Below are 22,407 nucleotides of genomic sequence, written 5' to 3' on the forward strand. Positions count from 1 at the left end.
TAATTCTTTCATCTTAGCGCCCCTTGCCAAATAAAACGATTTCAGAAGTTTTTATCAGGATTAATATATCAAACAAAAAGCTTCTGTGTTTGATGTAATAAAGATCGAATTTTAGTTTTTCTATTGCATCGTCAAGGTTTTCACCATAAGGGTATTTTAATTGTGCCCAACCTGTCAGTCCGGGTTTCACATATAAACGATGGTTGTAGTATGGGATCGTTTGTTCGAATTGATCAGAAAAATAGGGACGCTCAGGCCGGGGGCCAACGAAGTTCATTTCACCCTTCAGCACATTGATTAACTGAGGCAGTTCATCCAGTCGGTATTTCCGGATGAAATGACCGACCCTGGTGATGCGCGGATCGGCTCGGCTGGCCATTTGAGCTCCCATTTTTTCAGCATCAATCCGCATACTTCTGAACTTATAAATTAAAAATGACTTGCCTTTCAACCCGGTCCGTTCCTGTGTATACAGAACCGGGGCACGAAATCCATCTTCGAATTTGATCATCAGAACCACAGCAATCAGTAAAGGCCAGGTTGCAAGCAAAATCAGCAGCGCAATGCCGCAGTTAAATAGCCAGTACAAAAACTGCCCAATCCGGTTCCGGGTGGTCTGAGAATTGAAAATGACCCAGGAAGGATGAATATGATCGACGGCAACCTGGCCCGTCTCTCGCTCAATAAAATCAATAATATCGATGATCTGTACGCCATTCATTTTGCACTGGAACAAACTGCTGCTTGGTAGGTTGCCACGGCGTTCATCTGCCGCGATGATGATTTCTTTGATGTGGTGCTCGCGAACAAAGCTATCCAGCGATTTGTCTGTATCCAGAACCGGGGAAACGGCTGAAGAGGCGAGCTGGTCACCCGGCATCGGAATATATCCCACCAGATCGACGTGTACCCGGTCAGACTGGCGGCGCATACAACGGTTGATTAAACCGGCTCGAGCGCCTGCACCTAAAACTAAGACCTTCAGCCGCCCCAACATCTGGTATTGGGAGCGAATGGCAATGTAGCGCGTGATGACGAGTCCCAGAAAGGCCAGGCTGTACATCCATTCTCTGCTGAATGTTTGGGGAAACGGCAGTGGTGTGATGAGATAAAGACTGGTTGACAACATGTACGCCAAACTAATGGCGACTAATATTCTGACCGTAATCCCTCGAAATGACTCCCGGATTTTTTCATTATAAAGGCCAACCGATAGCAAAGTTAACTGTAAAGGAAGTGTATAAAAAATGAGATTTGCTATATTTAATACATCATCCATGTACAGATTTACCGACGCCTCCGGAATAGTTCCAAATCGTTGCACGCCCCAGAATATGCCAGAAAGCATTAATATATCTGAAAAAATAAGTACAGCATTGCTGATATTTAAATCATGAAATTTTGAGTACGTCATAATCACCTTGTCCCAGGTGTGAATTATTTAATTTCCCACTACGTCTAATGAGTATCGGCAAGCATAAAAAATCTGCAAAATAAAAAAATCATATATAGTTAAATTAGTTCAATGTTGCTTTGAACCGCAGTAATGACAAGTGCGTTGGACACCTCAATTCTTGATAAAGCGATGTAAGACATGGACTTAAATGCAGGATGGATGCTGTTATGACAAGACGCGGTCACCTATTGAAGATAACCAGTTTGACAGCAGCAGTGCTGATGACCTTTCTCGCCGGCTGTTCGTCAAATTCTTTGTCGTCTTTACCGACGGCAACGCCACAACCTTCCTTGACAAAAAACATTAATCAATACAAGTACCTGATTGGACCCGGGGATGCCTTAACCATTTTTGTGTGGGGGAACCCGGAAATTTCGGGCGGCTATATTGTCCGGCCGGATGGCATGTTATCGACCTCTTTAGTCGATGACGTGCCGGCATCAGGCCGAACGCCGACGGAACTTGCTCGCAGTCTGGAAGCACGGCTGGCTGAGTATGTGCGCGATCCAATTGTCAGTGTCATCGTGAATGGTTTTGTCGGGCCATACAGTGAGCAAGTACGCGTGATTGGTGAAGCTCAGCAACCGATGGCGATTAACTACCGGGAAAACATGACGTTACTGGATGTCATGGTTGCTGTTGGCGGACTGACAGATTTTGCGGATGGGAATGATGCCCGGTTGATCCGGGTGATCGGCGGTCAGCAGAAAGCGTTTGCGCTGTCGCTGGGAGATTTATTGCGGGACGGCGACATCCGGCGAAACGTCGATATTCTTCCCGGTGACATCATTATTATCCCGGAAGCCTGGTTCTAATTGGAGGTCACATGCAGGAGCAATTTCAGAACCTGATTGAGTACCTACAAGGGGTGTGGGTGCGGCGGCGTTGGATCATCGTCGCCAGTTGGATTGTATGTCCGCTGGGTTGGGCGGTTGTCACGCTGTGGCCGAATCAATACACCGTGGAGGCTCGTGTTTATGCGGATACGCGGTCTATTCTGCAACCCTTGCTGAAAGGGCTGGCAATTCCGAATGATTCAAATCAGGAATTGAGCCTGATGGTGAAGACATTACTCAGTCGCCAAAACCTGGAGACGATTGCCCGGTATACCGATGCTGATCTGAAAGCAACAACCAATGAAGAGTATGAGGAGATTCTGGCAGAGCTGAAAGACAATATTGAGATTGCGTCGGCTGGCCGGGAAAATCTGTTTACAATCAGCTACAGCGGTTCAGATCCGATCTTTGTGAAGAATGTGGTGCAGTCCGCGCTGGATGTGTTTGTTGAAAACACACTGGGCAAGAATAAGCAGGATACAGATAAAGCCAATGAGTTTATCGCCCGGCAACTGTCAGATTATGAAAAACGGCTCGCAGAAGCAGAAACCGGTCTCGCGGAATTTAAGCGGGAACATGCCGGTTATTTGCCGAGTGCAGAGCAGGGGTTTCGTCGTCAGCTGGATTTGCTGAGTACTGACATTGAAGACACACAGTTACAGCTTCAGGAAAGACGGACACAGCTTGAAACAGCGAAGCGGAAACTGAATGAAGAAACCGCGATCGCGGCCCGAAATCAGGGCGCAGCACCGACAGAGTTTGATGACCGGCTGGAATATCTGCAAACCCGCCTGGATAATCTGATGTTTCGCTATACAGACAAGCATCCCGATGTGAAGGAAACCAAACGTCAGATCGATGAATTGTCGCAGCAAAAGCAGGATGCAATTTCGGCAGCTGGCAGCAACAACAGTGATTTCCGTAACTCTGAGTTGTTTCAGAATCTGAAATTACTGATCAGCCAGTTGGAAAATGAGGTCGCGTCATTACAGGTTCGGGAAAAAGCGCAGCTGGAAAAAGCGGCCTATTTGCAGGAAAAACTGGTGCAAATGCCGGATGTTGAAGCGCAATTGACGGGCTTAACCCGAAGCTATGACATCACCAAAGCCAAGTACGAGGAGTTGCTGTCCCGTCGGGAATCGGCGCTGATTTCGCAAAAGGTTGGCGCTGCTTCAGATGACATCACCTTCCGGGTTGTCGATCCACCGCGAACGCCGATCAAACCTTCCGGTCCGATTCGTCCGCTTTTTCTTGGTATGGTGCTGGTTGCCGGGCTCGGGACTGGTCTGGGTCTGGCGTTCTTCGTGAGTCAGCTTTATCCGGTTGCAACGTCAGCCAGACAGCTGTACCAGATCACCGGACTACCCGTACTTGGCGGAGTGACTTCAACCCAGCAATCGGGTATCTCTGCCTCAGTTCGCAAAGAAAACTGGCGATTTCTATGGATGAGTACCGCACTGGTTGTTTGTTTTCTTGGTTTCATGGCACTGAATCTTGATACCTCGATTCATGCGCGTGTCATGCAGGAGATGGGGTGGTTATGAGCATCATTCAAAAAGCAATGGAGAAAACGACGCAGGGGAATCAAGGGGAATCGAAAGCCAAGACCTCTGAAAAGCAGCAGGGATGGGATGCGCCATCGAACAATCAGACCAGAGCTGATGTTCTCTCTCAGTCGTCCGGTCACACGGGGCTGGGGAATGGTTTTCCGCCTGCCTGGCATCCCCCTGCGGTGATTGAGATTGATATACATCGTCTGCAGGAGATGGGGATGGTGTCTCATACCAATGAGAAAGCGAATGTCACCATTACCAATGAATATCGCGCGATCAAACAAAAACTGTTTCATAACGCATTCAGTGCCGGTGCGCAGTTTCATCAGCGAGCTAATCTGGTGATGGTGACCAGTGCTTCACCGCAGGAAGGGAAAACATTTACCGCAGTGAACCTGGCGCTCAGCATGTCGTCGGAAAAAGATAAAACCGTGCTGCTGGTGGATGCCGATGTACTCAAACCTGGTGTCAGCGATTTGCTGGGAATCGAGACACGCCCCGGACTGATTGATTTTTTGCAGGGACAAGTGAGCACTTTGTCAGAGATTATTTATCCCACTTCCATCCCGAATTTGCGGATTATCCCGGCGGGCCAGCCGCATCATCTGAGTAACGAACTGCTGGCCAGTAACAAAATGGAACGTTTGATGAATGAACTGGCGCACCGTTACCCGGACAGGATGGTGATTTTTGACTGTCCGCCGGTGCTGGGTGTGGTTGAAACCATGACGCTCTCCAAATTACTGGGACAGGCACTGTTTGTTGTAGAGCAGGATAAGTCGCGTCTGGATGATATCGAAGTTGCAGTGTCACAGCTGAATAAGGATATGGCAATCGGGTTTGTGATGAACAAAGCCGTGCGCAATGTGTTGGGTCAATATAGACATGGACATGACTATGGCGCTACAGAGGATCAATCCTAGTGTGTATTTGCTTGGGGGCCTTTCTCTGATTGGGCTTCCCACGCAGGCGGCGGATGTGGAAATAACGCCTTATGTTGGCACAGAGCTGACGTTTACCGACAATGTGAACCGATCCAATACGAATCAACAGAGCAGTTTTATCACGGCACTGGAAACAGGCATTGAAGCGACCGTTGAGGGAAACCGGGGCTACCTTGGGCTGGATTATGAATTAAGGTACCTGTATTACACGGAAACCGACCGGAATGACAAACTGTACCAGAACCTTGATTTCTATACCTTTAAAGGGCTCGGTCGGAGTGGGTTTCAGGTTGATGCCAGTGCATCCATTGAAAACATTGCGGAAGATATCGCGACGGACGCCAATGCAGATGAGATCAGCGGGGATACCATTCAGAGTAATCAGGCACAGGTTGGTTTAAGTTACCGGACCAATCCACTCAGCACAATGGATCTGCGTTCGAGAATTTATACTCGCGTCATTGATAATGAGGACGAAATCGGAAATTACACGGGCTGGGGGGGCAACGTCAGTTATGCCAACGGCCGATCGGTGAAAGATGCTTTTTGGCTGCTCAATTTAAGCTACGATTACCGGGAAGGGCGGGATGATGAGGTGGCCACAGAGTTTTCCCGGATCAGTGAAGTGTTTGGCCTGCAGACGATTGGCGGATTCGCGCCGTTTCTGCGTCTGAATTATGAAAACTATAACGGCGTGACAGATTCTCCTGAAAACGAAATTCTGAACTGGGGAATCGGCACGCGCTACTTCTGGGATCGCTACTCGTATCTGGATGTCAGTTATAACTTCTCGGAAGATGATGTGAACTCAGATTTTTGGGCTGGTGCAATCAATCTGAGTCCCAGCGACAGAACGCGATTTTATTTTCAGTACGACAAGCGATTAAGAGGGGATGCTTACGCCGCTGAAATCCGCAATCGTACCCGGCGGTGGACAAACACACTGACGTATACGGAACAACCGGACAGTTATGAACGGGAACGTTTTGTGCTAGGGGGTCGGATAGACGAGCTCTATCTGAGAAAAGAAGCACGCTGGCGTTCAGAGCTGGGGCTCCGGCGGACACGATACACGGTATCACTGTTTCAGATTGACCGGGAAACGCTGGAATCGTTGTCGGATGTTGTTGAAGATAATTCACACGGGATTGAACTGGATGTGAGTCACCGGTTATCCCGTGCACTGTCCGGCCATATTGGATACGGATTTGAACGATATGAGTTCACTTATATCAGCTCGGGGGAAGAAAAAGATGATTACCATACCTTCAGTCTGGATCTGTCCTACGCTTTCAGACCGGAGTTGATCACTCAGGCTGGTGTCGAGTATTACGACCGTTCGTCATCGAATTCTGTCAATGACTACGATGAAACCCGACTTTTTCTTGATGTAAGGGTGGAGTTTTAATTATGTATGAAGCGCATTTTGGATTTACGGATAAACCGTTTAAATTAAGTCCCGACCCACGCTTTTTCTTTGCCAGTCCACATCATGAAAAAGCGCTATCTTACTTGCAGTATGGTTTATCTTTAGGGGAAGGATTCATTGTCGTTTCCGGCCCGATTGGGACAGGGAAAACCATTCTGGTCCACCGCCTGTTATCCAGTCTGGATGAGTCGATTATGGCGGTTCAAATCTCAACCACCCGATTATCACCTGACGAACTGGTCAAACTGGTCGCTTCAAAATTCAGTGTTGCTACCGAAGGGTTATCGAAAGCCGATATTCTGAAACGGTTTGAGCAGTTCTTGTTTGGCCTGAGACAACAGGGGCGGCGGGCTGTTTTGCTGGTGGATGAAGCCCAGAACCTGCCTGCAGAAACGATTGAAGAATTGCGGATGTTGTCCAACTTCCAGTTCAATGATAAACCGTTATTGCAGAGTTTTTTACTGGGGCAGGAAGAGCTGAAAGGGATTATCCGATTGCCGGAAATGGAGCAGTTGCGGCAAAGAATCATCGCTTCTTGCAATCTGCAGCCTTTCTCGGCCGATCAGGTGAAAGAGTATATTTTACATCGCCTGAATTGTGTGGGCTGGCAGGGGACACCCGCGTTGAGTGATGGTGTTTTTGAAGCCATCACCCGGTATACCCAGGGGGTGCCCAGAAAAATCAATATTCTGACCGATCGTCTTTTCCTGTTCGCCTGTATGGAAGGGCTGAATGCAATCAATACGGTGAACGTGGAAAAAGTGATCGCCGAAATGAATGAGGAATTACCCGGCCAGCAATCCAGAGAAACCAGACGACCTGCCCCGGATGAAAGCCAAGCATCCTCTCGGTATGAGTATTCTGCTCGTGAAGCTTATGACAATTACCCGGCACACTCAGGTTCGGAGCGTGTACCACAATCATCTGGATCCAGTAACGCATTCCAGGCCCTGAATGAAATTGAAAAAGTGCTGGATAATGTAATCGAGCGAAAAATTGCGACCATCCGTAAGCTGGACCAGCTCCTGGTTAAAAAGCGGAAAATGCTGCTTCAGCAAGGTGAGGAAGGCATCGACGATGAGCTGATACTGAATGAGGATTATCCCCCGGGCTTAAAAGAAAAGTATTGGGTGAGGCAGTTAATGAAATCGTCTGATTGATCGATTCCACAGATGATGTGACCTAAGCCGGCGGGAAACCACCGGCTTTTTTGTTGCGTTGATATTGCTCAAGTGGGACAGGCACTGTGGGAGTCAGGACAGGCGCAGAATAAAACTGGGACAGGCATAGAAAAGACAACAGGGACAGGCACATTATCGAGGGGGGATTTTTGAGGAAATGGCGTCTGTCCCGGTTCAAAGGTGCTCAGAAAACAGTGTCTGTCCCAAGATGTAATGGTGGTCAAATGTTGGGACAGACACTGATTCTGTCACTCATTCCTGACCATATATTTATCCATCAGGGAATAGAGCGTCGGGCGGGTGATCCCCAGAATGTTGGCGGTATTGGACATGTTGCCATCCGTCAGCGATAGGGCTTTGGTGATGGCTTGCTTTTCTGCCTCTTCGCGGACCTGACGCAGGTTGAGTGCTAAGGGTTCAGACTCAGCGTCGGTCGTATGCAAGGCCAGATCCAATGCGGTAATGAGTTTGCTGTCCGACATGATGACCGCTGATTTGACCTTATTTTGCAGTTCACGAATATTTCCCGGCCAGTTGTGCTGAAGCATGGCGCGAATCGCGTCGTCAGAGAAACCTGTGATTTTGTGAGCGTTCTGCTGGCTGGCCTGTTGCAGAAAATAGCGGGCCAATAGCAGGATATCCTGATCTCTGTCCCGTAAAGGTGGGTTCTGAATCGTGATTTCACTGATGCGGTAATATAAATCTTCCCGAAACGTTTTCTCTTCCATCATCTGTTCCAGGTTTTGGTGTGTGGCGCAGATAATTTTCACATCCACAGGGATTTCCTGACGCCCGCCAACGCGTTCAATCACCTTTTCTTGCAGGAATCTTAAAATTTTGGCCTGAAGCGGATAGGGCATATCGCCAATCTCATCGAGAAACAGCGTTCCGCCATCTGCACACTCAATTTTGCCTGCGGTTGTTTTGTGGGCACCGGTAAATGCACCTTTTTCGAAGCCGAAGAGCTCACTTTCCAGCAGATGTTCCGGAATGGATGCGCAATTGATGGCAATAAAAGGTTGATTGCAACGCGGGCCTTTCGTATGGATCGCACGGGCGATGACTTCTTTGCCTGTCCCGCTTTCTCCCAGGATCAGCGTTGTGATCTCTGTGGGGGCGATCCGATCGATCATTCGGCACACTTGCTGGACTTGCGGACTGTTGCCGATAAAACCATTGGCTTCCAGAGAGGACTGTTTCAACGTATTGTTTTCGGCTTCTAGATTCGCGACCACAAAAGCACGGTCGATGATCACGGCCAGTATGTCGTCGTCAATCGGTTTCTGGTAGAAGTCATGCGCGCCCAGCGCAATGGCTTTTAGCGCATTGGCTTTGTCATCATTGCCGGTGATGACAATGATTTTGATATGCGGGGACAAAGCCAGAATTTCTTGCAGTACGCTGAGTCCTTCTGAAGCATTGGCTTCATCTGGCGGTAAACCCAGGTCTAAAGTGACTACTTTTGGATCGTGACGGCGTAACGCGTTAATTGCTGATTTGCGGTCACCTGCCATGACGACTTCATACTGTGGAAAACACCATTTCAATTGTTTTTGAATGCCTGGATCATCTTCTATGACTAATAATGTGTCCATATTTGCTTTCCTTACTGGCAAGATTCACTGTCATGGGTGGGTTGGGCGGCGATGCTCAGCGGTAAATGAAGGTGGATAGTCGTGCCTTGAGCTGGCTCAGACAGCACATCAATGTAGCCACCCAGCTGTTCTACCATCATTTTGGCGTCGTATGCCCCAATGCCCATGCCTGCATTACCTTTTGTTGTATCAAAAGGTTTAAATAATCGGTTTTCGATGAAATCCCGGCTCATGCCACTCCCGCTATCCGAAATACTGATGCGGTAAAAATCGGTTGTGACCGCTGTCGAGACGTGAACATATCCCGAGTCATCTGTGGCTTCCTGAGCATTTTGAATCAGGTGCGACAGCACATTACTGAACCGCTCCCGGTCAGCCTGAAAACTGAAGGGAAGTACGGATGGACCAATGATTAAGGGAGCGGGAAGTTTGACGGCGCGATGTTCGCAGACCTGATGAATCAGCTGATCGAGTTCGATCGTTTCCATAGACTGGTGGTCGACCCGTTTGTTGTTGAGTTGAGTCAGGACTTTGGTTAACCGGTTGGCTGCAGAATCCACCGTCTCAAAGGCGTCCTCAATGAAAGCGGGGTTATTTTTGTGTCTGGCTGCATTTTTACTCAGCAACTGAAGCTGCGCTAAAACATTTTTCAGATCGTGAACCAGAAACGCAGACATGCGGTTGAAGGTATCGAATTGCTGGCTCTCAGCAAGCTTCTGGTTCGTTTCAAAGACATTGAGGAACACGGACAACTGGCGGCTGACCACATGCATGAGATCCCGATCTTCCCAGTTCACTTTTTCGGTTGATGTTGGTTTCGAGAGCAGACAAACGCCTTGGGTGCCGCTGCTGCTGGTTAACGGGACGACGTAAGCAAATTCTGTGATTGCCGCCAGCGTGTCCGGTTCGATCTCAAAAGGGGCGGGCTCCCGATGCTGTTTTGCTTGCTGAATGTCCAGGATCCACTGATGTTCCAGAACGGGGAATCCGACATGGGTAAGCAAGCGTTCAATTTCCGGATGCGGACTGTCAATGGCGATACTGGCCTGAACTTTCAGCCTTGGGCCTTGCCGCGTGGCCAGTACGCCTTTGTCACAACCAAATGGATGCATCATCGCGCGCAGGGCGGTGTCATATTCCGTTCCTTCGGGCTGCTCCAGTGTGGTGGTAAACCGCATCCATTCTTCACGGTATTCATATTTGTTGGCAAAGAAATGTTTAGTGATAAACACCATGATGTTTTTCCGAAAAGTCTCGGAGAGAAACAGGCTGGCCAGCACCAGCCCGCTGAGCGCAAAAAACAGGATCTGAATCGTGTCACTCCATTGCCCGCCCATCGATTTGATATAAAAACCTGCCAGCGACATCACCAGTAAGTACCCGGCTGCAACCAGTAACAGACTGCTGTGATAGATGATGTCCCGCGACACATAGACCCGGCTTTGCCAGTGTTTGGCTCGTCGTGCCGTCAGTAAGATCAGGGGCAGAGAAACCAGCATGATCCACCCCCGACTGAGCCAGAATCCGGGCGCGAGTACATTGGTCAGAAAGGCATCGGCATAGAGTGCAAAGTGGTAGGCAAAGTACATCCCAAGTCCGAGACAAAGCGGTTTAATTGCCCAGCGGTCTTCTTTCAGGGTTCTTCGGTAACGCAGTTCCGTAAACCACAGACCCGCGATGGTCTGGCACAGATGCAGAAACAGAAAACTGCGTTGATCCAGTAAGGGCCAGAAAAAACGCAGCCCTTCCAGAACGGCGATCCCCAGAATAGCAAAACACAGGAACGCCGGGACTTTTTCTGAAAATAAGCGCGAGAGCCGCGGTGTGTCGGTCAGGCTGCTGGTCACCAGCAGACACCAACCCAGCGTCAGAAGACTCTCGGTGAAGAGAACCGGCAGGATCGAGAGTTGGTACCGGATCTGAAAATAGGAAGCAATGGCCCAGCCCGTGCCGAGCAGGCAGGTCGATTGCAGTAACCGTTTTGGCAGGCTTTTCGCTTTTGTGGTTAATAACAGCAGAAAAATAAACAGAAAACCTGCTGCGGCTGACAGGTAGCCAATGGTGCCAAGCAGCGTGTCCAATGTGACGTCCTTTGTGAATGCTGGGATCAGTCAGCTGGCTGAATCAAGGTGTCCTTTTCTGTGGCAGAAAATCGCCAGAACAGAACATTTTTGTGATCTCTACTGAGAGAATAGTCCAGGAAAGGTTACTTGATGGTGGGCTGGAGGGAATCAAACAGTTCTGTAGCAGAAGTGCTACAGATCGCATGAATGCTGGATTCCGGCTGGTTGTTCAGCCAGTGGATGATTCCGGCCATGCCATTTTCACAGTGTTCGGGTAACAGCATGAAAGCTGCCATAAAGATCAGCAGCGGAACGAAGTTCAAGAACAGAATCAGGATCACTTTATTCACAACTACGTATCCTCTTTTTCCAGTGACCTCCTTCCTTAGTGGATATTTTTGGACTGACATTTTGAAGATAGCGCGCGCTACAGTGAGTTTTTGGCTTAATGTTAAGAACCTTTGTGCTTGCGATCTCCCACCGAAGCGACGTTTCTGCGAGGACAAGTTACAAAATGTGAACTCGATTCTGGTTCATGAAACCGACGCATTTCTCTCATCATTCTGAAGCCGAAATGACACGGCCGAGTCATAAATTTTTCTCATACTTGTCGTGTATACCCAAGTGACCTCCTGTCTGACGGTCGTTTTACGGACATGCCAGATGAGAACGCAGGCTGAGGTTGCTTGGGTATACACCCACTGAGGATGGAGACACTATGGAAACCACAAGTCCTTTTCGTTTACCACGGAAGACCCCATTTGGGGTTGGTGAAAAACTGACAGAATGGGCAACGGGTTTGCACAGATTGAGCCGTTTTTACGCACAACGGCCTGCTGGTCAGGATACCGAGGCGTTTTTGCGGTATGCCCTGGAAGTACTCGGGATTGATTATCAGGTTGTGAAAGGCGGATCGCATCATATTCCTGAGCAGGGCGCGGTGGTTGTGGTGGCCAACCATCCGTTGGGCTGCGCAGAGGGCATTATTCTGGCGAGCATTTTGCGGCGAATGCGGCCGGATGTGAAAATTCTTGCCAACCATTACCTGAAAACGGTGCCTGAGCTGGATGCGCTGTTTATTGGCGTGGATGTGTTTGAAGGACAGGATGCGGTCCGGGCCAATGCCCGTGCCATGCGGGAAGCGAATCGTCATTTATCGGCGGGTGGATTGCTTTTGATGTTCCCGGCCGGAGAAGTGTCGGTTTACGATAAAAAAACCAAGCAGCTGCGGGATAAGGGCTGGAGCAAGTCAGTCAGCCGTTTTATTCAGAAGCATCAGGCGACAACCGTGCCGGTATTCATCGGTGGCCAGAACAGCCGTCAGTTTTATATGGCGGGCAAGATTCATCCGATGCTGCGCACACTGATGCTGGGCCGTGAAATGCTGAATAAGCGTGAGGTCCGGATTCCCATCGCGATTGGGGAGCCGATTCGTTACAGCGAGGTCAAAAACATCGGGGATGGCCAGGAACTGGCAAATTACCTGAAACTGAATACTTATCTGCTGGGGAGTCAGGCAAAGCTGACACCGCAAACGCACGCGAGGCAGAGCCAGACTTTCTCGCAGGCAGAAACAATTGAGGCTCCTGTCAGCCGCAATTTGCTGGAAGCCGATATTGCCCGGCTGAACGAGACAGACAAAATGGTCAGTCAGGGTGAATTCGATGTGTATTGCGCGCGGGCAGCGCAGATTCCTGCGATCCTCAGAGAGCTGGGGCGTATCCGGGAAATCAATTTCCGTGCGGTTGGCGAAGGGACCGGTAAGTCCATTGACTTAGATGACTTTGACCAAAGTTACCGCCACTTATTTGTGTGGGATCGGGAAGCCGGACAAATTGTCGGGGCTTACCGGCTGGGCCTGACCGATGAGCTGATGGCCGAACAGGGACTGGGCGGTCTCTATTCACGCACGCTGTTTCACTATGATGAACGTTTTATTGCGGCATATGGTGCATCGATTGAACTGGGCCGCTCTGTTGTGGCCGAATCTTACCAGCGCAGCCTGAGTGCTTTGCTGCTGCTCTGGAAAGGGATATCAGCATTTGTGAGCCGCAATCCGAAGTATACGCATTTGTTCGGACCGGTGAGTATCAGTGGTAATTACAGTCAGGAAGCGCGTCAGCTTATGGCTGCCTGCATGACGGTTCATCATTCGGATGCGCAGGGCGCGAAGCTGGTGTCACCCACGAATCCGCTGGAGAATGATCAACGTGTATTCTGGCAGCCTGACATGTTGTCGGCGCTGGCCGATGTCCAGTTGCTGTCGAAAGTTCTGGCACGCATGGACGAAGGGAAAGGCGTGCCTGTCCTGCTTCGGCAGTATCTGGGTTTGAACGGTAAGCTGGTGTGCTTTAACGTCGATCCGGATTTCAACGATGCGCTGGATGGTCTGATCGTCGTGGATTTAACTCAGGTGCCGGAAAAGACGCTGGCAAAGTATATGACCCCGGAAAAAACGTCAGCCTATTTTGCTTTTCATGGCGTTGAATCGAGGGGTTAAGGCGCTGTATCAGAAGGTGTGTGCAGTGCTTCGGGAATATAAGTCAGGACATGCTGCTCAGTCGTCAGCGTCAGGGTATTGCTTTCCAGTGCGGTGGTGTTCCACTGTTGCAATGAACTGACCACGACGGATTCAATCATTGCCACTTCATTCTGAATACAGGCCATTTTCGTGGAAACCAGTGAGGTCACTCTGAACTGGTTTCCATTTTGAAGCTCGGCTATTCCCATGAACTGATTACATCCACTGAATCCCGTGGCTTTGAATTGCCCATCCAGGCTCAGGCGAATTGGTTCCCGGATCTCTGTCTGGGTGAGCTCCCGCCCGTCAATCTTACTGAGTACCCAATCTTGTTGCAGATCTGTTGCCGTAAAACCTGCTTTAGGGGGGGGATTACAGCCCAGCATGCTCAGACAGATTGATAACCAAATCCACTTTTTCATAGGTGTGTCACTCTCAGACAACAAGCAGGAGTCACTCTAATAGTAGCAGTTGATGCTCACCGCAGCGGCAGACTCGCGAGACAGGCACGACAGACACACTTGCCTTCGGGCAGACTGCTGGTATCGCGTTTGCTGAGTTCGAAACACCAGCAGGATTGCTGGTTATCGTCTATCGCACAGTAGGCCGGATTGCCGCATCGCTCACAGGTGTGGGTCGATTCTGTCCCCTGAATTTGTGCGATAGCTTGTGTATGTGCTTCATCATTCATGAGCCGCCACTCACTGATTTCTTTCATGGTCCTCAGGCATCCGTTGCATATACCTTCCTGATTCTTACACTTCGCGACGCAAGGGGTTTTCACTTCGCTGTTCCTATCCATTAATACCAATCGCAGTAAATCACTGGTCATCCTAGCTTGTTCAAATGCTCGATCACTGCGTTAGATTTTTTAATTGTAGAATAACTACTTATCTAAAAAATCTGCCTTGTTCTCAAACATTTTTCCTGCGCTATTTCTGATCATTGAATTACTTTGATTGGTATAAAAGCGGGCATTCTACCCCAGACCTGCGTCAATGTATCGGTCTGGGGCAGATTCACCAATGCCTGTTAACGCTTGCGCCAGATCGTCATTTCAGAAACGGTATGCTGGAATTTCCGCTTGGTCTCCCGGATGACAAAAGGAATTTCTTTCACGGCGACCAGTTCAAAATGCGGGATCAGGGTTTCTGTCAGTCCGTCCAGCGTTGTGAAGTTTTCACCGTTGACCTTAATGCCGCCCAGCCATTTATCTTTGGCAGTATAGTCCTCAAGCCAAGTGTAGGGAGAGGTGATCACCAGGTAGCCACCGGGCGCAATCCGTGCAGCAATGCTGGTCAGAAAGCCTGCCGGATCACCCAGCCGATCAATCAGGTTTGAGGCGTAAACCAAATCGTAATCTGTAAATTGGGGTTTCAGGTTGCAGGCATCGCCCTGACTGAAATGAATTTTGTCGCCCAGGTTCTGATAACCGAGCTGATCCAGGGTGATACTTTTGAACTCAACCAGATCTCCCTCGGTTGGAATTGTGTAACGCTTCTCGCCTTGTTCAAGCAAAGCATAGGCCTGCTGTATAAACCGGGCAGAGAAGTCGATGCCATCGACATGGTCAAAGCGTTTTGCCAGCTCAAAACTTGCGCGCCCGACAGAGCAACCAATATCCAGCGCCCGCCGTGTCTGGTGCAGGGAGACTTCTTCCAGACATTGCTTCACGCCATTGACACAGAAATTCGGAACATTGAAGTATTCCTGACCGTAGTGGAATTCCAGGTATTGAGCGATTAATTCATTGGTTTCATACACGTTGAGGTGCGTCATACTGGCGGGATCCTGTTTTGAGACGACATACCGGAATCCGGCGTGCTGATAAAAATGACGGCGAAATGCGTAGCGCGACTCGGGAATGCTCTCGTTACCGGTTGATATCCAGGATCCACCTTTCATCAGGTTATGTTTACCGTCAAATGTTGGCGTCGAGAAATCATCATAAAGCGGATGGACTTTGAAGCCCTGGAAGCCGTCGATTGCCGTTTCGGTCCATTGCCAGACATTGCCCACAATGTCGCATAAGCCATTGTGTTCGAAGCGGTCAACCGGACAGGATGAGGCATAATAAGCCAGCTCAGTATTGCCGGGTACTTCCTGCCAGTGCGGAGAGGCTTCTTCCAGACATTGGCGCAGTAAAGACCACTCTGCTTCAGTTGGCAAACGGACCGGCAGCTGCGCTTGATCGGCTTTCCAGCGACAAAAAGCTTTGGCTTCTAACTGATTGACTTCAACAGGCCAGTTGAGGGGAAGGGGAGTTTCATGGCACAGATTGCGCTGAAAATACTGGCCCTGATATTTGCGCCAGAAACGCGGCATCGTGGCTTGCGTATATTGCAGCCAAGCCAGCCCCTCTTCGGTCCAGTAACGCGTTTGCCGATATCCGTCGTCTTTGACAAATTCAAGGTATTCCTGATTTGAAACCAGATACTTACTGGTTTGGAAATCTTCTATCTTGAAATGTTGTATTCCGTATTCATTGTCCCAGCCATAGGTGTCGGCATCTTCAGATTTACCCAGCGTCAGATGGCGACCGGACATGGCAATCAGCTGATTCTCAGGGGCTGGACCAGACTCAGTGCAGGGGGCCCACTCGGGGGAGGGAGTCAGGTCGGATAAGGGTAACTGGCGAATAATAACAGAAGAAGTCTCAAGGTGAATGCGTTCGTGTTCGATCCCCATCAGGACGACCCAGGCGGGGTCATCGTCTTTGATGGGAAGCGTCAGAGGCATGTGATCGATAAACTGATTCACTGCGAGTCTGACTTGATCACGATAGGCTCTGACATCATCCACAGCGGGCCAGTCGTAATGGGCTTCATTCAGATCATCCCATGACATTTCATCCACACCGATCGCAAATATAGATTCGAATTGTGGGTTGAGTCTTTGCTCGATGTATTTGCCCAGCTTTAACTTATTGATATAGAAAACGGCCGTGTGGCCAAAGTAAAAAATGAGTGGGTGGCGAAGTGGCTCAGCTTTACGATAAAAGGCATCTTCATCGCGGATGAGGCGAAACAGAGATTCATAAAGCGCCCAGGTTTGATTGAATGCTGCTTTTAACTCTTGCCGCTTGCTTTGCTCTGAACTTCCTGTGAGCAATACGCTTCGGGTAGCAGCTGTCGAAAATTGAACCATAACTGTTTACTCTCCTGGAACAGTAAATTCATTCGTGTTTGCATGATTATGTCTGATAGTACTGCTCATGTTGCAGTTTTATACAGGATAGGGCAAGTTCATGTATTTGTTATTGCATACAAAACCAAAAGGCTCCCGATTGGGAGCCTTTGAATCAGTCAGACTGAATTAGTTTTTATTCTGGCCGGTAAATGCGTAACGTGATGATTTTTGGCCATTCTCAGTGGTTGCTTCAAACTTCACTGAGCGCGATGCATTCAGATGAAGTGGAATGAAGACCCGACCACGTTCATCTGTAGTGTATGTTTTGCGTTGTTGAGGGACATTCGCAACAGAGACGGAAGCATTCGCGGCAGGCTGGCCATTCTCTGTCACTGTTACCCATGCGCCGTTGTTGGTATCTGTGACCCGGATATCGGCCAGAGCAGATGTGGACATTAACAGTACAGCAGTTGCAGTGAGTACTTTAAAGCTAGTCATAATATTCACCTCTTTCATCAGTGGCAAAGCCATTGATTGGGTTGCGCCAAATTTTCTAAGGGTTTTCGATACAGGGCTCTCACAAAAGACCTACCTGTTTCCAAGAAATTTCATTCCTTTGTTAACCCAATCTCAGTTAGATGGTCGCTTCATATGCGCTTGGAAAGTATGTCTGCCCAGTTATTACCTTTCTGAATATAGTGATTGATAACTTAATCATTGCTTAACCATCACCATTATTATAGTAAGCGGCATTCATCATTGGATGTTAATTTTATTTCTTTATGTAAATGCAGAGGATAATTTTGTGGTAATTTTTTGTGGTCTGGTATTTTTGTGAGGTATACGGGCTGGATATCTCAGACTTCTGCAAATTGAGGGGCAGCGGCTTCGTAGTAAGAGAGATCTTCAGTGATCCGATTGACTCGAATCGCTTTTTCTTTAATCCGGACGAACTTGAGTCCTGCGCGTTCCAGAACCTTTCCTGGTTTTGGATCGAGCCGACGATGCTGACCAAAGATCTTTCTGAGCTTCAGAGAAGAAAAACCATAGTGTACTACACAGCAGGCAGCTTCACTGCAGTAACCCTGATGCCAAAAGGGAACGCCCAGCCAGAATCCAAGTTGCGCCGTCTGATTGTCAATGTGGTGTAGTCCAATGCAGCCAATCAATTGTTCTGTATCCCGGAGCGTCATCGCAAAGATGGCAAGCGTGCCTTGTTCCCAGCCTGCCAGCGCACGTCCAATCCACTGACCCGCCATGCCGGAATCGTAAGGGTAAGGAATATTGGTCGTTCCCAGCGCGATTTCAGGCGCACCTGCAAGTTTCTGAATTCGGGGAGCATCAGCCAATTGCAGTGGACGGAGCAACAAACGTTCGGTTGTTAACAAAGGTTGTCTCACGCGATCTCTCCTGAAAACTGAATCATTGACGTTCTAGCTGATGAAAGCACGGGTTGAGCCTATATTAAACAGGTTTCAATTTGATTTCCCCACGACTGGATCAATAAATCATTACTTCAGTGCAGATGCTTCAATGTTGGCCGGGTGGACCAAAAAGCCGGTAAAAACGAGCCCTTATGGATTGATTGGGCGCAAGTGCGGCATGAAAGATGTGCACCCAATGGTGGAATGTTGCTTTGAGCGGATGCCAGCCCGTAAAGTCTTCCCGAATGCCATAGCGGATGACGATTTGGTCATTTTCCGGTACGAAAGTGCCAAAGAGTTTGTCCCAGATGATCAACACGCCCGCAAAATTTTTGTCGATATATTCGGGATTCCGAGCGTGGTGCACTCTGTGGTGGGAAGGCGTGTTAAACATCAATTCAAGCCACCCAAGCCGCTTGATCATCCGCGTATGAACAAAAAACTGGAATCCAAGATTTAACCCGACGACCAGCACAACAGTTTCCGGTGGATAGCCAATCAGAATCAGTGGCATCCAGAATAGCCACATTCCGGAAATCGGGTAAGTCAGGCTTTGCCGGAAAGCTGTGGTGAAGTTCATTTTTTGTGAAGAATGATGCACGATGTGCGAAGCCCATAGCCAGTTCACATGGTGCGAGGCCCGGTGAAACCAGTAATAACAGAAATCCTGCAGCAAAAAAGCCGCTAACAAAGTCGTAGCCGATAAAGTCAGGTCAAACAGTCTGAATTGATAGACCCATAAAAAGAAGGGCATGAGTAAGATCGTTGCGATGAGATCGGCTGTCTGATGCAACCCGGCGAGCGTGAGGTTACAGAAGAGTTCTTTTTTACTGTAATCTGAATCGCCTTTTTGTTTCAGTTGGCGATATTCCCACAACATCACCAGAAAAAAAATCGGGCTGACAGCCAGTAAAATCAGCGCTTCCATGTCGACTCACCATGCTTTGCGATATTTTCCAAGGCCTTGCGGATGCTTTTCTCAAGCAGGAGCTTAATGATCCAACCCGTTCCTTTCACTTTCGGTGAAAAACTGATGCGGTATTGAATCTTACTGGTTACCGCATTCAGGCTCTGAATCTGAATCCAACCTCCGTGCTCCTGAAGTGGGCCACCTTTGACAATCCGGTAGTGAAGGTGCTCATTTTCTTTGTAATCAATTACTTTTTCATCGAAGGAAAAAGGGCCCGCAGAGACACGTCGAATTGCCCCAATCCCATTAGGCATCGGAGAACCGGTTTTGACCAGACGATAAGTGCCGTCAAAAAAACGGCCCAGGTTCTGATGGTCTGTTAATAACTCGAACAAAATTTCCTTTGGGGCCTGGGCAGATTGCTCCAGTGAGATTGTGTGAGCTGGCATGTTTCTGTCCTGTAAATTTCATAACAATATGTTAACAGGTGCAGATCGTCTGTCAAATCCGAATGAATTGATAGACTTCTTATTTTCCAGTGAATTATCAGCACCTTGAGTCTCGTTAAACCCTGTTGACTGCCCAAGTATGGTGCAAATTCAGCTCATGGTTGTAATAAATTTGTACTTGATTGTTAAAGTGTTGATTCACATCGCATTGTAAGATGTCTGATCGAATGATGATAAAAATGTGAGCAAAAACTCACAAAAAAGGTCAAAAATTCTGTTGAAAAAAATGTGCAGGGCTCTTATATTGGGTTTTGTTGATGTGAACTAGATGGTGATAACACTGAAAAAGCCTTGGATAACCTGAGCCCCACAAAAGGTGGCTGAACCTGTTTCCAACGTTTCCCCGAGCGTTCCTAAGGTCAGTTTCCATTTCAGGATATTCGGTAAGCAACCATCTCGTCCACTGAATCATTCTTCCGGATCTGAGTACCAAGGACACCACAGCGTATGTGGCATGTATCATCAGAGTGATCTCTGGAAGAATCACGTAAGCGATACCTAAATGTCATTCAACTGTCACAGACATATAGGTACAGTGAAGCGGATTAGGAAATTCAGTCGAGAAAAGAAGAAGGCTGATTCCCTATGTTTTATTGAGAGGTGAATGATGACAAATAGAAGCCGTAGACAATGGTTTTATTACCAATCTCAATCTTCTAAGTCGAAGTTAAAAAACAAATGAACGTGCCTCGCGCGTAAACGACTGAAAAGATAGAAAGATTGTTCAACCATAAATAAGTAAGCAAAAGCAGCCAGGAACACTTGAGTATTGTGTTTCTGGCTAAAGTTTTTTAAAGGAGCGTTTTTAAATCTCGGATATTGAACGAACATCTCATTTGATTGCTACTGATAAATTTTCCCGCCGACTTTAATGTTCTCTGGAATACTTTCTAATCGAATCCCGCCGAGATAAATATCGCCCCGAATATTCAGGGATTGCGGTAGGGTTGTGATTTGTGTGTGTGCAAGGTAAAGGTTCCCACCGACAAAAAGATTGTGAGGTAACTGTTTGATTGGCATACCAATCAGGCTCAAATCCCCGGGGACACGCAGGTTGGGAGGAATGCGAGTTAAACGCGTATGAGCCAGATTTAAATAGCCGCCAATTTCCAGTTTCGTGGGTAATTTGGTGATATGGCTATAGGCGAGATCCAGATTTCCGTCGATGCGGGTTGTCTTGGGTAACAGCCTGAGATCACTGTTTTCAAGATCCAGATTTCCTTTGATATGGAGGGGATCGGGCAACTGAATCAGTTTTGAATGCCGCAGGGAAACATTTCCATAACTGTCGGTGTAGTTCAGGAGTTTGAGTTCTGATACAAATTGATCGGAAGCATTGGCCTGAAGGACAGATAAACTCAGGAAAATCATGCTCGATTGACAGAATTGACGAATTTTTTTCGACATAGTGAAATCAAAGTTTATATTCTTTCCTGAGATTGTATCTGGCAAGTGCAGAAAAGACAGTGTGAAAGATTGAATTGGGAGTAGTGTCACCGAATCGCAGAGATAAAGAATGAGGTGAATCATGCGCCAAACCATAGGATTGACGCATGTCGAGCGAATTACTTATCGAACTGCTTAATCAGTACGGAAGTATCGGCACGCTGAAATCCACGGGCCTGAAGCTTTTCATATTCAGCGTCAACCTGACGCGCCAGCGGTAGGGCAACATCGTATTGTTCTGCAGCCTCAAAACAGATGGCGAGGTCTTTTCGCATCCAGTCAATCGCAAAACCAAAATCAAATTTATCCGCAGCCATGGTGACTGCGCGGTTTTCCATTTGCCAGGAACCGGCCGCACCGTGTTTCAGCACGTCAGTCATTTTTTGTATGTCCAGACCTGCAGATTTTGCCAGGGTAATTGCTTCGGAAAGGCCTTGGAGTACGCCTGCGATGCAGATTTGGTTTGCCATTTTCGTGATCTGACCGAAGCCGACGTCGCCCATCAGGGTTGAAGCCTTCGCATAAGCCGCAAAGATGGGCTTGGCCTGTTCAAAGTTTGCCTGACTTCCGCCAACCATCACGGTCAGACATCCGTTGACTGCGCCTGCTTCTCCGCCAGAGACTGGGGCATCCAGAAAGGCGGTTGAAACCTTAGCCGCAGCAGCAGCAATTTCACGGGCCACTTCAGCCGAGGCTGTCGTGTGATCAATCAGCAATGCTCCTGGACGTGCCGTGCTTAGAATTCCTTGCGGGCCACAGTACACTTCACGGACATCCTGATCATTGCCGACGCAGGTCAGAATGACATCGGCATGTTGAGCAGCTTCTGCAGGGGTACGTGCCAGTGTGCCAGTATAAGTGTTCAGCCATTTCTCAGCAGTTGCTGTAGTCCGGTTATACACAACCACCTGAAAGCCTGCTTTGGCAAGGTGTCCGGCCATCGGGAATCCCATCGTGCCTAAGCCGATAAATGCAACGGTTTTCGAAGTCATGGTGCTCTGTCCTTCATTGGTTTTAATTATGGACGGCATCATAGCACAGTCGCTTGGACACGAAGGCAGGAAATGGCAGTGCTACGCCTTTCGGCAAAGCACTGTGTACATTGGAAGTGGCAGGTCAGGACAGTGCGCGGGACTTGAGGTCGAAGATGATTTTTTCTGCGCTGCATTCGAAATGAAGACGGGCTTTCATTACTGTGTCATTCGCTTGAAACAGACACTCATGCCGAACGGCTGCGTTTACTGATTGCGCCAGTCGCAGATAAGGTTCGAACTTGGATTCGATTGCGGCACGGTGCTCACCACGAAAATCAAGCTCGGAAACGTCATCACCTTCCCGGATCAGAAAACCAATTTCGGTGGCGACACCACAAGCTTCACAAGGCGCTTCAAGATGTTTTAAATCTGCCATT

20 protein-coding genes are annotated in these 22,407 nt (G+C 48.5%); 6 read left to right on the forward strand and 14 right to left on the reverse strand.

All coding sequences use genetic code 11. From position 1 onward, the window contains the following. Window positions 1–13: 13 nt before the first annotated feature. Window positions 14–1,414, reverse strand: coding sequence for a TIGR03013 family XrtA/PEP-CTERM system glycosyltransferase (locus Q4579_RS06715; RefSeq protein ID WP_303562691.1), 1,401 nt, complete (start codon window positions 1,412–1,414; stop codon window positions 14–16). Window positions 1,415–1,677: 263 nt separating this feature from the next. Between Q4579_RS06715 and Q4579_RS06720 the strand changes: the two genes are divergently transcribed. The 5 genes from Q4579_RS06720 to Q4579_RS06740 are packed head-to-tail and all read left to right on the forward strand — an operon-like array spanning window position 1,678 to window position 7,378. Further along, the gene (locus Q4579_RS06720) at window positions 1,678–2,271 is read left to right on the forward strand and encodes an XrtA/PEP-CTERM system exopolysaccharide export protein (RefSeq protein ID WP_303562693.1); all 594 of its coding nucleotides are present in this window, start codon (window positions 1,678–1,680) and stop codon (window positions 2,269–2,271) included. Between the two features lie 11 nt (window positions 2,272–2,282). Continuing rightward, window positions 2,283–3,836: an XrtA system polysaccharide chain length determinant gene (locus tag Q4579_RS06725; RefSeq protein ID WP_303562695.1), complete on the forward strand. Its 1,554-nt coding sequence runs from the start codon at window positions 2,283–2,285 to the stop codon at window positions 3,834–3,836. Further along, window positions 3,833–4,768, forward strand: coding sequence for an XrtA-associated tyrosine autokinase (locus tag Q4579_RS06730; protein ID WP_303562697.1), 936 nt, complete (start codon window positions 3,833–3,835; stop codon window positions 4,766–4,768). The genes Q4579_RS06725 and Q4579_RS06730 overlap by 4 nt, the downstream gene beginning before the upstream one ends. Next, a complete protein-coding gene (locus Q4579_RS06735) occupies window positions 4,743–6,197 on the forward strand; it encodes a TIGR03016 family PEP-CTERM system-associated outer membrane protein (protein WP_303562699.1) in 1,455 nt (484 codons plus the stop codon). Before Q4579_RS06730 ends, Q4579_RS06735 begins: the two co-directional genes overlap by 26 nt. Window positions 6,198–6,199: 2 nt before the next feature. After that, the gene (locus Q4579_RS06740; protein WP_303562700.1) at window positions 6,200–7,378 is read left to right on the forward strand and encodes an XrtA/PEP-CTERM system-associated ATPase; all 1,179 of its coding nucleotides are present in this window, start codon (window positions 6,200–6,202) and stop codon (window positions 7,376–7,378) included. A gap of 269 nt (window positions 7,379–7,647) precedes the next feature. On the opposite strand, the gene prsR is transcribed toward Q4579_RS06740, so the two are convergent. The 3 genes from prsR to Q4579_RS06755 form a co-directional block, all read right to left on the reverse strand. Further along, window positions 7,648–8,994 carry a PEP-CTERM-box response regulator transcription factor gene (gene prsR / locus Q4579_RS06745; RefSeq protein ID WP_303562702.1) on the reverse strand — a complete coding sequence of 449 codons (1,347 nt, stop codon included), beginning with the start codon at window positions 8,992–8,994 and terminating at the stop codon, window positions 7,648–7,650. An 11-nt stretch (window positions 8,995–9,005) separates the two neighbouring features. Continuing rightward, window positions 9,006–11,075: an XrtA/PEP-CTERM system histidine kinase PrsK gene (gene prsK, locus Q4579_RS06750; protein ID WP_303562703.1), complete on the reverse strand. Its 2,070-nt coding sequence runs from the start codon at window positions 11,073–11,075 to the stop codon at window positions 9,006–9,008. 125 nt (window positions 11,076–11,200) lie between these two features. Beyond that, window positions 11,201–11,407, reverse strand: a complete 207-nt coding sequence (locus tag Q4579_RS06755; RefSeq protein WP_303562705.1) for a hypothetical protein — start codon at window positions 11,405–11,407, stop codon at window positions 11,201–11,203. Window positions 11,408–11,775: 368 nt separating this feature from the next. Between Q4579_RS06755 and Q4579_RS06760 the strand changes: the two genes are divergently transcribed. After that, window positions 11,776–13,557 (forward strand): lysophospholipid acyltransferase family protein, encoded by a 1,782-nt coding sequence (locus Q4579_RS06760; RefSeq protein WP_303562707.1) that lies wholly within the window; start codon window positions 11,776–11,778, stop codon window positions 13,555–13,557. Here the strand turns inward: Q4579_RS06760 and Q4579_RS06765 are convergent. From Q4579_RS06765 to Q4579_RS06810, 10 genes are all read right to left on the reverse strand, one after another. Beyond that, window positions 13,554–14,000, reverse strand: coding sequence for an META domain-containing protein (locus tag Q4579_RS06765; protein ID WP_303562708.1), 447 nt, complete (start codon window positions 13,998–14,000; stop codon window positions 13,554–13,556). The two genes, Q4579_RS06760 and Q4579_RS06765, sit on opposite strands and share 4 nt — an antisense overlap. A 56-nt stretch (window positions 14,001–14,056) precedes the next feature. After that, window positions 14,057–14,410: a cysteine-rich CWC family protein gene (locus Q4579_RS06770; RefSeq protein WP_368501965.1), complete on the reverse strand. Its 354-nt coding sequence runs from the start codon at window positions 14,408–14,410 to the stop codon at window positions 14,057–14,059. Between the two features lie 200 nt (window positions 14,411–14,610). Further along, window positions 14,611–16,725 carry a 5-histidylcysteine sulfoxide synthase gene (ovoA, locus tag Q4579_RS06775; RefSeq protein ID WP_303562709.1) on the reverse strand — a complete coding sequence of 705 codons (2,115 nt, stop codon included), beginning with the start codon at window positions 16,723–16,725 and terminating at the stop codon, window positions 14,611–14,613. A gap of 168 nt (window positions 16,726–16,893) precedes the next feature. Continuing rightward, the gene (locus Q4579_RS06780; protein WP_303562710.1) at window positions 16,894–17,205 is read right to left on the reverse strand and encodes a hypothetical protein; all 312 of its coding nucleotides are present in this window, start codon (window positions 17,203–17,205) and stop codon (window positions 16,894–16,896) included. A 359-nt stretch (window positions 17,206–17,564) separates the two neighbouring features. Then, window positions 17,565–18,107, reverse strand: a complete 543-nt coding sequence (locus tag Q4579_RS06785) for a GNAT family N-acetyltransferase (protein WP_303562711.1) — start codon at window positions 18,105–18,107, stop codon at window positions 17,565–17,567. A 130-nt stretch (window positions 18,108–18,237) separates the two neighbouring features. Then, window positions 18,238–19,059, reverse strand: coding sequence for a sterol desaturase family protein (locus tag Q4579_RS06790; RefSeq protein ID WP_303562712.1), 822 nt, complete (start codon window positions 19,057–19,059; stop codon window positions 18,238–18,240). After that, entirely contained in the window at window positions 19,047–19,490 is a 444-nt protein-coding gene (locus tag Q4579_RS06795) for an SRPBCC family protein (protein WP_303562714.1), read from the reverse strand. Before Q4579_RS06795 ends, Q4579_RS06790 begins: the two co-directional genes overlap by 13 nt. A 903-nt stretch (window positions 19,491–20,393) precedes the next feature. Next, on the reverse strand, window positions 20,394–20,957 hold the full coding sequence (locus tag Q4579_RS06800) for a hypothetical protein (RefSeq protein ID WP_303562715.1): 564 nt from the start codon (window positions 20,955–20,957) through the stop codon (window positions 20,394–20,396). A 158-nt stretch (window positions 20,958–21,115) separates the two neighbouring features. Further along, window positions 21,116–21,988 (reverse strand): NAD(P)-dependent oxidoreductase, encoded by an 873-nt coding sequence (locus Q4579_RS06805; protein ID WP_303562717.1) that lies wholly within the window; start codon window positions 21,986–21,988, stop codon window positions 21,116–21,118. Between the two features lie 124 nt (window positions 21,989–22,112). Then, on the reverse strand, window positions 22,113–22,406 hold the full coding sequence (locus Q4579_RS06810; protein WP_303562718.1) for a DUF406 family protein: 294 nt from the start codon (window positions 22,404–22,406) through the stop codon (window positions 22,113–22,115). Window position 22,407 lies beyond the last annotated feature (1 nt).

This window comes from Photobacterium sp. 1_MG-2023, assembly GCF_030547945.1.
Lineage (GTDB): Bacteria > Pseudomonadota > Gammaproteobacteria > Enterobacterales > Vibrionaceae > Photobacterium.

Coding starts and splice junctions, on each gene's coding strand:
- Q4579_RS06735 (WP_303562699.1), top strand. CDS start 4,743: ATGGCGCTACAGAGGATCAATCCTAGTGTGTATTTGCTTGGGGGCCTT.
- Q4579_RS06715 (WP_303562691.1), bottom strand. CDS start 1,414: ATGACGTACTCAAAATTTCATGATTTAAATATCAGCAATGCTGTACTT.
- prsR (WP_303562702.1), bottom strand. CDS start 8,994: ATGGACACATTATTAGTCATAGAAGATGATCCAGGCATTCAAAAACAA.
- Q4579_RS06795 (WP_303562714.1), bottom strand. CDS start 19,490: ATGCCAGCTCACACAATCTCACTGGAGCAATCTGCCCAGGCCCCAAAG.
- Q4579_RS06730 (WP_303562697.1), top strand. CDS start 3,833: ATGAGCATCATTCAAAAAGCAATGGAGAAAACGACGCAGGGGAATCAA.
- ovoA (WP_303562709.1), bottom strand. CDS start 16,725: ATGGTTCAATTTTCGACAGCTGCTACCCGAAGCGTATTGCTCACAGGA.
- Q4579_RS06725 (WP_303562695.1), top strand. CDS start 2,283: ATGCAGGAGCAATTTCAGAACCTGATTGAGTACCTACAAGGGGTGTGG.
- Q4579_RS06770 (WP_368501965.1), bottom strand. CDS start 14,410: ATGACCAGTGATTTACTGCGATTGGTATTAATGGATAGGAACAGCGAA.
- Q4579_RS06760 (WP_303562707.1), top strand. CDS start 11,776: ATGGAAACCACAAGTCCTTTTCGTTTACCACGGAAGACCCCATTTGGG.
- Q4579_RS06780 (WP_303562710.1), bottom strand. CDS start 17,205: ATGACTAGCTTTAAAGTACTCACTGCAACTGCTGTACTGTTAATGTCC.
- Q4579_RS06740 (WP_303562700.1), top strand. CDS start 6,200: ATGTATGAAGCGCATTTTGGATTTACGGATAAACCGTTTAAATTAAGT.
- Q4579_RS06765 (WP_303562708.1), bottom strand. CDS start 14,000: ATGAAAAAGTGGATTTGGTTATCAATCTGTCTGAGCATGCTGGGCTGT.
- Q4579_RS06805 (WP_303562717.1), bottom strand. CDS start 21,988: ATGACTTCGAAAACCGTTGCATTTATCGGCTTAGGCACGATGGGATTC.
- Q4579_RS06800 (WP_303562715.1), bottom strand. CDS start 20,957: ATGTCGAAAAAAATTCGTCAATTCTGTCAATCGAGCATGATTTTCCTG.
- Q4579_RS06790 (WP_303562712.1), bottom strand. CDS start 19,059: ATGGAAGCGCTGATTTTACTGGCTGTCAGCCCGATTTTTTTTCTGGTG.
- Q4579_RS06810 (WP_303562718.1), bottom strand. CDS start 22,406: ATGGCAGATTTAAAACATCTTGAAGCGCCTTGTGAAGCTTGTGGTGTC.
- Q4579_RS06720 (WP_303562693.1), top strand. CDS start 1,678: ATGACCTTTCTCGCCGGCTGTTCGTCAAATTCTTTGTCGTCTTTACCG.